Source organism: Vibrio sp. MarTm2 (assembly GCF_027587055.1).
GTDB classification, from domain to species: Bacteria; Pseudomonadota; Gammaproteobacteria; order Enterobacterales; family Vibrionaceae; genus Vibrio; species Vibrio sinaloensis_D.
Genome location: NZ_JAPPTK010000005.1, coordinates 200,314 through 212,724, shown reverse-complemented (window position 1 = coordinate 212,724; position 12,411 = coordinate 200,314). Strand labels below are relative to the sequence as shown.

Sequence of the window (12,411 nt, the reverse complement as noted above, 5' to 3'; positions counted from 1 at the left end):
TTATTGGTAAGTCAGTTATGGGCGTGGCAGCGTTTTATAATCCGGTAATTCTCGCATAGGCGAAAAATAGTTAAAGATCATTGCCTCGGCTTCAAGATAGAAGTCACAGGGAACAAACGCACATTGCAACGCTTCACAGTGTGGGTGATAAAAGCTGAGCTCTGCGGCATGCAGTTCTAACCTATCAGAAAACTCAAACGTTTCCCCTTCTGAGTAAAACTCATCACCGACGATTGGATGCCCTAACGCCTGCATATGCACGCGCAGTTGATGCGAGCGCCCTGTAATCGGCAATAGGCGCACAATCGATGTTCGTTCCTCTCGCTTAACGACCTGATACAAGGTTTTTGACGGCTTACCGTCATCGAAACATACTTTCTGTCTCGGTCTATTTGGCCAGTCGCAAATTAGAGGTAAATCTACTTCTCCGTGCTCATTGGTTGGGTGACCCCAAACGCGAGCGTAATAGACTTTGTGAGTAAGACGATATTGAAACTGCTTTTTGAGCGAACGCTCGGCTTCTTTGTGCTTAGCGAGCAACATCAGCCCTGAGGTATCCATATCTAAGCGGTGCACCACTTGGATATCTGGGTACATTGCGACTAAGCGTGACCACAAGCTGTCATAGTGCTCTTCCAACCTGCCTGGCACCGACAATAATCCAGACGGCTTGTTTGCCACCAAGATGTGTTCGTCTTCAAATACAATATCAACCCAAGGTTCGCACGGCGGGTTGTACTCAATCATTGCCATTGTGTTCATCCAATAAAAACCCAGCGTTACGCTGGGTTTAATTTATAGAGTTCTAAGAGCGCATCAATTGTGTGATACGACGATCATTCGTAACGAATCGAGTTGATACTGAGCTTGGCCAATGTAGCCCGTTAGCTCTTTGATTTGCTCATCAATGGCATCAATCTCTTCATCACGGATGTTCGGGTTGACCGCTTTCAATGCCTGCAAGCGCTCTAGTTCACTGTTAAGGCTAGCTTGCATCTCTTGCTGAGCTTGATTACGAATCGCTTCCACTTTCTCAACGATAAGCGTCTCACCCGCTGCAACTAACTGGTGCACTTGAGCTTGTACAGAAGAAACTAACTTAGTCGCGATATGACGCCCCACTGGGCTCAGTTGGCGGTTAAAGCTTTCAAACTCAACTTGAGCAGACAGGTCATTACCTTTACCGTCCAACATCATACGAATTGGTGTCGTCGGCAAGAAACGACTGATACCACTACGCTTCGGTGCTTGTGCATCTACTTTGTAGATAAGTTCAAGCAGCATGGTACCGACTGGCAGCGCTTTGTTCTTCAGTAGCGAAACCGCAGCCGTTCCCACACCTTCACTCATAAGCAGATCAATACCGCCTTGAATCATTGGGTGTTCCCAGCTGATAAAGTGCATGTCTTCGCGAGACAGCGCCGTATCACGGTCAAACGTGATGGTTGCCCCTTCGTAAGGCAAACCTGGATAGCTTGGTACCAACATGTGCTCAGATGGCGTTACCACTAGAGCATTTTCACCTTTGTCATCTTGATCGAGGCCAATGGTATCAAACAGGCTCAACGCAAACGTGACTAGGTTGGTATCGCCATCTGTTGAGGCGATCTTATCGACAATCGCTTGCGCTTTTTCTCCGCCATTTGAGTGCATCTCAAGTAAGCGGTCACGGCCTTGTTCAAGCTGCGCTTTCAGCTCTTTGTTCATGGCTGCAGATTCAGCGATCACATCATCAAGCTCTGTTGTATCGCCTGAAGCGAGCATTTCAATCAAACGGTCAGCGTATTTGTCGTAAACTGTGCGACCTGTCGGGCACGTTTCGGCAAACGCATTGAGACCTTCATCGAACCAACGCGCAAGAATCGCCTGAGAAGTGCCTTGCAGATAAGGAACATGAATATCGATATCGCGATTTTGGCCAATACGATCCAAACGACCAATACGCTGCTCTAGCAGGTCTGGGTTAAACGGCAGATCGAACATCACAAGTTGATTGGCAAACTGGAAGTTACGACCTTCAGAGCCAATCTCACTACAGATCAGCACCTGTGCACCACCCTCTTCTTGCGCAAAGTAAGCCGCCGCTTTATCACGCTCAAGAATCGACATACCTTCATGGAATACCGTTGCACGAATACCTTCACGCTCACGCAGCGCTTGCTCAAGCTGCAAAGCGGTACTTGCGCGAGAAGCAATCACCAAAATCTTTTCGCTACGCTTTTCGGTAATTTTCTCAAGTAACCAGTTCACTCGGCAATCAAACTGCCACCAGCTTGAATCTTCACCTTCAAACTCTTGGAAGATTTCTTCTGGATATAAGTTTTTCACAGCGCGTGCTTCAGCACTCATTTTGCCGCCAATCATGCCAGATACACGCATTGATGTGGTGTACTGCTGAGGAATGGGCATCGGTAGTAAGTTTACATTACGTTTAGGGAAGCCCTTGATTGCCGCACGTGTGTTACGGAATAAGACGCGCCCAGTACCGTGGCGGTCCATTAGGTTATCGATCAGCTCTTGGCGCGCCGCCGCTTTCTCTTCTTCACCTGAATCACTCTCGATGATTCTAAACAACGGCTCAACATCTTGTTCAGAAAGCAGTTCTGTAATCTGGTTTTTCGCATCGTTCTCTAGCTTTTGACCTGAGAATAGTGCGCTAACTGAATCGGCAACGGGCGCATATTGCTCTTCTTCTTTGACGAACTCTTGGTAATCAAAGAAGCGGTCTGAATCAAGCAGACGTAGACGCGCAAAGTGACTCTCACGACCAAGCTGTTCTGGCGTTGCCGTTAGCAGTAGAACGCCTGGCGTACGCTCCGCTAAGCCTTCAACCACTTGGTATTCGCGGCTTGGCTTTTCAGGGCTCCACTCTAAGTGGTGCGCTTCATCGACAACCAATAGATCCCATTCACCTTCTAACGCTTGCTCAAAACGTTTGCGGCTCTTGCGTAAGAAATCGAGAGAACACAGTACATATTGCTGAGTATCAAATGGGTTATCAGAGTCAGCAAACGCTTCGATGCAGCGTTCTTCATCGAAGATAGAGAAATGCAGGTTGAAGCGACGCATCATTTCCACCAACCACTGATGTTGCAGCGTCTCAGGTACCACGATCAGAATACGCTCAGCACGACCTGCCAACACTTGTTGGTGAATGATCATGCCCGCTTCGATGGTTTTACCTAGACCTACCTCATCAGCCAGCAAAACGCGAGGCGCATGACGACGACCCACTTCGTGCGCAATATACAACTGATGAGGAATCAAGCCTGCACGCATACCACATAAGCCACGCATTGGGCTCTTGTGCTGCTCATATTGGTTCATCAATGCACGGTAACGCAGCACAAAGTTGTCCATGCGGTCGATTTGACCTGCGTATAACTTGTCTTGAGGCTTATTGAATCGAATTTGGTTGCTTAGCATGATTTCACGAAGCATCACGCCTTCTTCACCCGTATCTTCACGTGTACCGATGTAAGTAAACAGATCTTGTTCTTCGACAACTTGCTCGACTTTCAGTGACCAACCCTGCTGGCATTCAATAACGTCACCACTGTTAAAGGTTACTCGGGTTACGGGCGCATCATTACGAGCGTACACTCGATTTTCTTCAGAAGCTGCAAACATTAATGTCACAGTACGAGCATCCAATGCTACAACGGTTCCTAAACCTAGATCGCTTTCCGTATCGCTAATCCAGCGCTGGCCCAAAGCAAATGTCATGAATCGACTACCTCATCTGTTTAATTCAAAAATGGGTCTATAAATCTTAGCTGTTCTTGCGCAACTTGAAAGGCAGCTGACGAGGAAAAAGAGTGGCCAGCTACAGCGCAGAAAAAGGTCGCTAATCTTACTCGAAGCTGTGACATTGGTCACGTACAAAGGCCTCAAAAACCAACAATTTTTTATCAAAGCTGTACATGACATCAAAGTGTAAGAAATCAGTGGCACTTCTAATTAGGAGTGTTGAAAAACAGGCTTATACTTAATGGTGAACATGCACTTGCCCCGTCAACAATTTGGCTGGCACAAGAGATGCATTTCATTAGGGTGACGATCAACACGGGTTTGCAGTTTTTGTAGTCAAACCATCAGCGATCTCTGATTACCGGGCTACATCTCTGCAAGCATCCGCAGTAGACCACTTCATACAAGAGTATGAGGGGTAAGCAAGCCGCATGTCGGCAAGGAGACGCTTATGGGTGACACAGACCGGAAACTTTTTGTTCTAGACACCAACATCCTTCTTCACGAACCTTTAGCCATCTATTCCTTCAAAGAACACGATGTCGTCATCCCGATGACTGTATTAGAAGAGCTCGATCGAATTAAAGACAGCAAACGCGATGTCGCACGTGATGCCCGAGTCGCCATTCGAGCGCTCGAAGCCATGTTTAAAGACGCCACCCCCGATGAAATTTCTGAAGGGATCCCGATTAACAAAGACTCAGAACATACTGGCCATATCGCGATTCTGGCTGATTTCGAATTGCAAGAAACCGTAAAAGCTTTCGCCGATAAAGCTGGCGATAACCGAATCTTAAACGGGGTGCTCTACCTGCAAAATAAACGAGCCCCCCGTGAAGTCATCTTGGTGACGAAAGACATTAACATGCGTTTACGTGCCAAAGGTGCGGGAGTTCGATTTGTCGAAGACTACCGAACAGACCAATTGATTGATGACGTTCAATACCTCACCAAAGGCTTTCAGCAGATAGAGGGGGATTTTTGGAGTAACGTCGAACAAGTCGAAAGTAAGAATCTTGCCGGCCGTACTTACCACACTCTCGATCGCGCGCCCTTTGAACCCACCTACATTAATCAATACGTAATTGATGAAGAGAGTGATTTTGCTGGCCGAGTAGAGGAAATCGAACAAGACAAGATCACCATCAAGGATCTCAGCCGAGAGCGCATGATGCACCGAAGAGCTTGGGACATCACACCGAAAAATATTTACCAAGGTATGGCGCTAGATGCACTACTCGATCCTGATATCGATCTAGTGATCTTAACCGGTGCCGCTGGTAGTGGTAAAACCTTGCTCGCTTTGGCTTCAGCACTGGAGCAGACCATTGAGAAAGGCATATTTGATAAGATCATTGTTACACGAAATACGCCCGATATTGGCGAGGCTATTGGCTTCTTACCCGGCAGTGAAGAAGAGAAAATGATGCCTTGGCTTGCCGCTGTCACCGATACCCTCGAAGCGTTGCATAAGAATGATCACTGCACCGAAGGATCGCTCAAATACATCTGTGATAAAGCCAATATTCAATTCAAATCGATCAACTTTATGCGCGGTCGTTCGATCCAAAACGCTTTCGTTCTGCTTGATGAATGTCAGAACCTCACAGCCTCTCAGATCAAAACCATCATTACCCGCTGTGGTGAAGGCACTAAGATTGTTTGTTCCGGTAACTTGGCTCAAATTGACTCCCACTATCTAACCCCTGTGACGTCAGGTTTGACCTACATGGTCGAACGCTTCAAGAACTTCGAAGGCAGCGCCAACATTCACCTAAATGGTGTGGTCCGCAGTCGCCTTGCAGAATATGCCGAAGAGAATTTATAGTCACTTCTGCCGAGATATAATTCATATCTCGGCATTTATTTAAAATAATTATTCACAAACATTGGTTAAATATGTTTAACTAACTCCATTGAACGAATGAACATTCAAGGACTGGAGCATGGCCTTTAATCTACGTAACCGAAACTTCCTAAAGCTACTCGATTTCACTCCCAAAGAGATCCAATTCTTACTTGATCTCTCTGCTGATCTGAAAAAAGCCAAATATGCTGGGACCGAGCAAAAAAAGCTGGTTGGTAAAAACATTGCTCTGATCTTTGAAAAAGCATCAACGCGCACACGCTGTGCGTTTGAAGTCGCAGCGTTTGATCAAGGCGCACAAGTCTCTTACATCGGTCCATCTGGCTCTCAAATTGGTCACAAAGAGTCGATGAAAGATACAGCGCGTGTCTTGGGGCGTATGTACGACGGCATTGAGTATCGAGGTTTCGGTCAAGAGATCGTAGAAGAGCTTGGCGCTTACGCGGGTGTGCCTGTCTGGAACGGCCTAACCGATGAGTTTCACCCAACACAGATCTTGGCAGATTTTCTCACCATGCTTGAACATGGCCGCGGTAAGCAGCTGCACGAAATCAAGTTTGCTTACCTGGGTGATGCGCGTAACAACATGGGCAACTCATTGTTAGTGGGCGCAGCGAAAATGGGCATGGACATCCGCCTCGTCGCGCCAAAAGCCTACTGGCCGGAAGAAGAACTGGTCAGCGCTTGCCAAGCTATCGCCAACAGCACTGGTGCTAAAATCACCCTAACAGAAAATGTTGATGAAGGCGTACAAGGTTGTGATTACCTCTACACCGACGTTTGGGTCTCTATGGGAGAAGCACCAGAAGCGTGGGATCAACGCGTCGCCATGATGAAACCATATCAAGTCAATATGGACGTCATTGCTAAAACGGGCAATCCGCAAGTTAAGTTCATGCACTGCTTACCGGCATTCCATAACGATGAAACCACCATAGGTAAAGAAGTCGCAGAAAAGTACGGCATGAATGGCTTAGAAGTCACGGACGAAGTGTTTGAATCCGAGCATTCCATTGTGTTTGATGAAGCAGAAAACCGAATGCACACAATTAAAGCTGTGATGGTGGCCACACTCGGTAGCTAAACAAGGTAGAATATCGACAGGAAAACCCTCGATGTAATCGCTTGCGTTAACAAATCTTCAGCGTATAATGCTCGGCAATTTGTCTGGAGGTAGTAAAAATATGCCACGTAATTCGTGCTCTACAAAGCGTATTACACTGGGTAAGCCAATGAGCTTATCGGCGCTCTATTTTACTATTTCCACCGATTTCTAAAGCCTCCCGTAATGGGGGGCTTTTTTGTGCCTAAAATTCATGACTGGGAAGATGATTATGACAAACACGCTTTACAACAAGCACATTATCTCAATTCCTGAGCTTTCTCGTGAAGAGCTAGAATTGATTGTCAAAACAGCGGGTGAGCTTAAAGCTGAGCCTAGACCTGAGCTGATCAAAAACAAAGTGGTTGCGAGCTGCTTCTTTGAACCATCAACCCGTACTCGTTTGTCATTTGAAACGGCAATCCAACGCATCGGTGGTGATGTGATTGGTTTCGATAACGGCGGTAACACATCCCTTGCTAAAAAAGGCGAAACACTGGCTGACTCTGTGCAAGTGATCTCTTCTTACGTCGATGCTTTCGTTATGCGCCACCCTCAAGAAGGTGCAGCGCGCCTAGCGTCTGAATTTTCCAATGGCGTTCCAATCATCAATGGCGGTGACGGTGCCAACCAACACCCAACCCAAACCTTACTCGATCTCTTCTCGATTGCGGAAACTCAAGGTCGTTTAGACAACCTCAACGTCGCGTTTGTCGGCGACCTTAAATATGGTCGTACCGTTCACTCACTGACTCAGGCACTCGCAAAATTCAACAACATTCGCTTCTTCTTTATCGCACCGGAAGCGTTAGCGATGCCAGATTACATCTGTGAAGAGTTAGACGAAGCAGGCATAGAATTTAGCCTACACACCGACATGGAAAGCGTCATCCCAGAACTCGACGTGCTCTACATGACACGTGTACAAAAAGAGCGTTTCGATGAATCAGAATACGCACACATTAAGTCAGCTTACATCCTAACGGCCGCTTTGCTGGAAGGTGCGCGCGACAACCTAAAGGTACTTCACCCTCTACCACGTGTGGATGAAATCACCGTCGACGTTGATAAAACACCTTACGCTTATTACTTCGAACAAGCGGAAAATGGCGTCTATGCACGTCAAGCACTGCTTGCGCTTGTTCTTAACGAAACACTGTAATCGAGAGGAAAATTACCATGTCTAAAGAAACTCAATTGCAGGTTGAAGCAATTAAAAATGGTACCGTTATCGACCATATTCCAGCGCAAATTGGTATTAAAGTGCTTAAGCTTTTCTCGATGCACAAATCAGAGCAGCGTGTCACAGTCGGTCTGAACTTGCCGTCCTCGGCACTTGGTCATAAAGATCTACTCAAAATTGAAAATATCTTTATTACTGAAGAGCAAGCGAGCAAACTTGCCTTGTATGCGCCACACGCCACGGTCAACCAGATTGAAAACTACCAAGTGGTAAAGAAACTAGCGCTAGAATTACCAGAACAAGTGAACAACGTATTTGAATGTCCAAATACCAACTGTATTACTCATGGTGAACCTGTTGAGAGCAGCTTTAAAGTATTCGAAAAGAAAGACGATATTCGTTTGAAATGCAAATACTGCGAAAAAGTCTTCTCTCGTGAAATTGTGACTGAGCGTTAATGCATAAGCTGCGGTAATAGCTCACGTTTTCACCCATCCTCGCCTATTCCAGCGGGGATTTTTGCTTTACCCAGCACGTAAATCACGGCAAACTGAGTTTCCTGTCCACTAACCCTAAACAGATGGAACATAACAATGACTAAAGTACTTCACACTGAATCAGCACCAGCAGCAATCGGCCCTTACGTACAAGGTGTAGACCTAGGCAACATGGTTCTGACTTCTGGCCAAATCCCTGTTAACCCAGCAACAGGTGAAGTATCAGCTGACATCGCAGAGCAAGCTCGTCAGTCTCTTGAAAACGTAAAAGCTGTCGTTGAAGCGTCTGGCCTATCTGTCACTGATATCGTTAAGATGACAGTATTTGTTAAAGACCTAAACGATTTCGGTACGGTAAACGAGGTGTACGGTGCATTCTTCGATGAGCACAAAGTGGCTAACTACCCTGCACGCTCATGTGTCGAAGTAGCGCGCCTACCAAAAGATGTGGGTATTGAAATCGAAGCGATTGCCGTTCGTAAGTAATTGTCTTAGCAAAACGAAAAAAGCGAGCCGTGGCTCGCTTTTTTTCTATTTATCGGTCTCGCTACTAGTAGTACTTATCACACCCTTGGTGTAGTTGCGGATTATCCAATAATTCATCAATATGAGCAGCAAATTGTTGCTGAGATTCGCGCCCTTCAAGTAGAACGGCTTGGGTCGTTTCATCTACCACCAACACACGTCCTACTCCATACTTGCTCTCAACCAACATGCCTTTTTTGATGCGACCAATATCCATGACGACTCTCCTCTTTTTATTGAGTTACGAGTCAGCCATTAAAACGATCAAAAAAGCCGACTCGAAAGCCGGCTTAAATTCATCTCGCTAATAGATGCTTACTTAGCGAAGTCGACACCCGTTTGGATATCACCATTAAGTGTTTCTAGCATACCGTCAAGCGCAGCCTTTTCGAAGTCACTTAAAGGACCGTAGCTTAGTACTTCCTCAACGCCTTCTTTACCTAGCTTCACAGGTTGAGCGAAGAATGGGGCATGCTCACCGTCACCTTCAACGTAAGCGTATTCAATCACTTCTTCACCTTGAAGAGCTTTAACAAGTGCAAGACCAAAGCGACAAGCAGCTTGACCCATAGATAGAGTTGCAGAGCCACCACCCGCTTTCGCTTCTACAACTTCAGTACCTGCATTTTGGATACGCTTAGTTAGAGCAGCAACTTCTTCATCAGAGAACTCAACGCCTTCTACTTGAGAAAGTAGCGGTAGGATTGTTACGCCTGAGTGACCACCGATAACAGGAACGCGAACTTCGCCTGGATCTTTGTCTTTCAGCTCAGCAACAAAGGTTTCTGAACGAATCACGTCAAGTGTTGTTACACCGAATAGACGACGCTTATCGTAAACGCCTGCTTTCTTCAGTACTTCAGCAGCAATTGGCACCGTTGTGTTTACTGGGTTAGTGATGATACCCACAAGTGCTTTTGGACATACAACAGCAATCTTCTCAGCCAAAGACTTAACGATACCCGCATTAACGTTGAACAGGTCAGCGCGATCCATACCAGGCTTACGAGCAACACCCGCAGAGATAAGAACAACATCCGCACCTTCTAGTGCAGGCGTTGGGTCTTCACCCGCGAAACCTTTAATAGAAACTGGCGTTGGAATGTGGCTAAGGTCTGCAGCAACACCCGGTGTAACAGGGGCAATATCGTACAGGGCTAGATCAGAACCTGCTGGAAGGCGGTTCTTAAGTAGTAAAGCTAGGGCTTGACCGATGCCACCAGCGGCACCAATAACGGCTACTTTCATCGTAGTTCTCCTTGAGATGATTCTCTTATATATATCTTGTAGGGCGAAATGTAATTTGCTGTGACAAAACTAAACCAATCACAACCTGATTACAATCAATTAACGTCAGCTTTGCGACCTTGCGCAATCCGACAAAAACGTGCCACAAATGGGGTGCGCATTATCCTCTTGTTTACCTTTAATGACAAAGGTTTAACTACCATTTTTGTTATCAATAAAAAGTAAGTTTACAGTGATATCTTAGACATAATTGGCTTCTAAGCTTGGCGTAGAATGCATAGCTATGCGAGAATATTCACTCGCTTTTTATAAACTACTGGTGAAATAACCATGCGCCATTCAGAAAAACAAGATAATCTCGTTCGCGCTTTTAAAGCCCTACTAAAAGAAGAGCGTTTCGGCTCACAAGGCGATATTGTTGAAGCTCTAAAAAATGAAGGCTTTGAAAATATCAACCAGTCTAAAGTCTCTCGTATGCTGACCAAGTTTGGCGCGGTACGTACGCGAAATGCCAAAATGGAGATGGTGTACTGCCTACCAGCAGAACTTGGTGTACCTACCGTATCTAGCTCACTTCGTGAGCTTGTTCTAGATATCGATCACAACAATGCGATTGTTGTTATCCATACTGGCCCAGGAGCTGCGCAGTTGATTGCACGCTTGCTCGATTCACTTGGCAAAGCGGAAGGTATTTTAGGTGTGGTTGCTGGCGACGATACGATCTTCATTACTCCAACACTGTCCGTCACAACAGAACAACTTTTCGACTCGGTTTGTGACCTGTTTGAGTACGCAGGCTAAGTCACATTCATCTCAAAAATAAGAATCACGCCGCCAATATTATGGCGTGATTCAGATCACATCTTAAACAAATCTTCGACGCTCAATAGTTAACCAGTAAGATACTGATTTAAAAGAACTTAAAAGCATTAAACCCTCGTATACATGGATTTAATATTCAGTCTTTTTTACTACATTCGTTAACAATCGTGTAATTATCTGCCGTTTTTTTGGTATTATTCAGCCACTTTTTCAACATACGGATTGAAAAAGATGCCGTTTCCGTTAATAGGAAACTCCCAAAGCAACTAAACTTGCAATGGGGTTAATAATGAATAAAGGAAGGGAAATTCATGGCATTGAACAAACTTATTAAAGTTGGCGCTATTGCAGCTGCTGTAATGGGCGCTGGCGCAGTTAACGCGCAAGAATTCGTAACTATCGGTACTGGTTCTGTAACTGGTGTTTACTACCCAACTGGTGGTGCGATTTGTAAGCTAGTTAACAAAGGCCGTAAAGAACACAACATTCGCTGTTCTGTAGAGTCGACTGGTGGCTCGATCTACAACGTGAATACTATCCGCGCAGGCGAACTTGATTTCGGTATCGTTCAGTCTGACTGGCAGTACCACGGCTACAACGGCACAAGTAAGTTTGCTGAACAAGGCCCGTATAAAGACCTACGCGCTATGTTCTCTCTACACACAGAACCTTTCAACATTATTGCTCGTAGCGACGCTGGTATCGAAAACGTTTCTGACCTTAAAGGTAAGCGCGTAAACATCGGTAACCCAGGCTCTGGTGACCGTGCGACAATGGGTGTTGTGATGGAAGCAATGGGCTGGACAAACGATAGCTTTAAGCTAGCGTCTGAGCTTAAAGGTTCTGAGCGTTCGCAAGCACTCTGTGACAACAAAATTGACGCCTTCGTTTACGTGGTTGGTCATCCAAATGGATCAATCAAAGAAGCGACGACTTCTTGTGACGCAAAACTGGTTTCAGCAACGGGTGCTAAGATCGACGACATCGTAGCAAACAACCCATACTACGCGTACAGCACAGTACCTGCAGGTATGTACCGTGGCACAGACAAAGACGTGAACAGCTTCGGCGTTGCGGCAACAATGGTAACAACAACTAACGTTTCTGACGATGTTGCTTACAACGTAGCGAAAGCCGTATTCGAAAACTTCGACACGTTCAAACGTCTACACCCTGCGTTTGCAAACTTGAAGAAAGAAGACATGGTTCAAGCAGGTCTTTCTATCCCTCTACACCCAGGTGCAGAGAAATACTACAAAGAGATCGGCCTACTTAAGTAAGCGCTCTTTGAACTAGGGAAGCATCGGCTTCCCTAGTCAATACCTAAGTGACGAACCCGTCACCACCTATTTGGAGTTTCAATGTTTGAAACTCTTCTCCGTTTTATACCTAAGAAAAACACACGATTGAGCAATAT

General features: G+C 45.9%; 11 protein-coding genes. 7 read left to right on the top strand and 4 right to left on the bottom strand.

Features of this window, described 5'->3' with window-relative positions:
• Positions 1 to 15: 15 nt before the first annotated feature.
• Together rluA and rapA are read right to left on the bottom strand one after the other, a co-directional pair.
• Entirely contained in the window at positions 16 to 753 is a 738-nt protein-coding gene (rluA, locus tag OH458_RS12840) for a bifunctional tRNA pseudouridine(32) synthase/23S rRNA pseudouridine(746) synthase RluA (protein WP_269978610.1), read from the bottom strand.
• A 63-nt stretch (positions 754 to 816) separates the two neighbouring features.
• Positions 817 to 3,726, bottom strand: coding sequence for an RNA polymerase-associated protein RapA (gene rapA, locus OH458_RS12835; RefSeq protein WP_269978609.1), 2,910 nt, complete (start codon positions 3,724 to 3,726; stop codon positions 817 to 819).
• Between the two features lie 475 nt (positions 3,727 to 4,201).
• Between rapA and OH458_RS12830 the strand changes: the two genes are divergently transcribed.
• The 5 genes from OH458_RS12830 to OH458_RS12810 all read left to right on the top strand — a co-directional run bounded on the left by OH458_RS12830 (position 4,202) and on the right by OH458_RS12810 (position 8,885).
• Positions 4,202 to 5,578: a PhoH family protein gene (locus tag OH458_RS12830; protein WP_269978608.1), complete on the top strand. Its 1,377-nt coding sequence runs from the start codon at positions 4,202 to 4,204 to the stop codon at positions 5,576 to 5,578.
• Positions 5,579 to 5,696: 118 nt separating this feature from the next.
• A complete protein-coding gene (locus tag OH458_RS12825) occupies positions 5,697 to 6,701 on the top strand; it encodes an ornithine carbamoyltransferase (RefSeq protein WP_005472707.1) in 1,005 nt (334 codons plus the stop codon).
• A gap of 250 nt (positions 6,702 to 6,951) precedes the next feature.
• Entirely contained in the window at positions 6,952 to 7,881 is a 930-nt protein-coding gene (gene pyrB / locus OH458_RS12820; RefSeq protein ID WP_269978607.1) for an aspartate carbamoyltransferase, read from the top strand.
• A gap of 17 nt (positions 7,882 to 7,898) precedes the next feature.
• Entirely contained in the window at positions 7,899 to 8,360 is a 462-nt protein-coding gene (gene pyrI / locus OH458_RS12815; RefSeq protein ID WP_038140359.1) for an aspartate carbamoyltransferase regulatory subunit, read from the top strand.
• Positions 8,361 to 8,495: 135 nt separating this feature from the next.
• The gene (locus OH458_RS12810; protein WP_005472743.1) at positions 8,496 to 8,885 is read left to right on the top strand and encodes a RidA family protein; all 390 of its coding nucleotides are present in this window, start codon (positions 8,496 to 8,498) and stop codon (positions 8,883 to 8,885) included.
• 64 nt (positions 8,886 to 8,949) lie between these two features.
• Here the strand turns inward: OH458_RS12810 and OH458_RS12805 are convergent, their stop codons facing one another.
• Together OH458_RS12805 and mdh are read right to left on the bottom strand one after the other, a co-directional pair.
• The gene (locus OH458_RS12805; RefSeq protein WP_005472763.1) at positions 8,950 to 9,141 is read right to left on the bottom strand and encodes a hypothetical protein; all 192 of its coding nucleotides are present in this window, start codon (positions 9,139 to 9,141) and stop codon (positions 8,950 to 8,952) included.
• 98 nt (positions 9,142 to 9,239) lie between these two features.
• Positions 9,240 to 10,172 (bottom strand): malate dehydrogenase, encoded by a 933-nt coding sequence (gene mdh / locus OH458_RS12800; RefSeq protein ID WP_005472715.1) that lies wholly within the window; start codon positions 10,170 to 10,172, stop codon positions 9,240 to 9,242.
• Between the two features lie 330 nt (positions 10,173 to 10,502).
• On the opposite strand from mdh, the gene argR reads away from it, so the two are divergent.
• Positions 10,503 to 10,973 (top strand): transcriptional regulator ArgR, encoded by a 471-nt coding sequence (gene argR, locus OH458_RS12795; protein WP_005472752.1) that lies wholly within the window; start codon positions 10,503 to 10,505, stop codon positions 10,971 to 10,973.
• A 332-nt stretch (positions 10,974 to 11,305) separates the two neighbouring features.
• Positions 11,306 to 12,274 carry a TAXI family TRAP transporter solute-binding subunit gene (locus OH458_RS12790; protein WP_269978606.1) on the top strand — a complete coding sequence of 323 codons (969 nt, stop codon included), beginning with the start codon at positions 11,306 to 11,308 and terminating at the stop codon, positions 12,272 to 12,274.
• Positions 12,275 to 12,411: the final 137 nt, after the last annotated feature.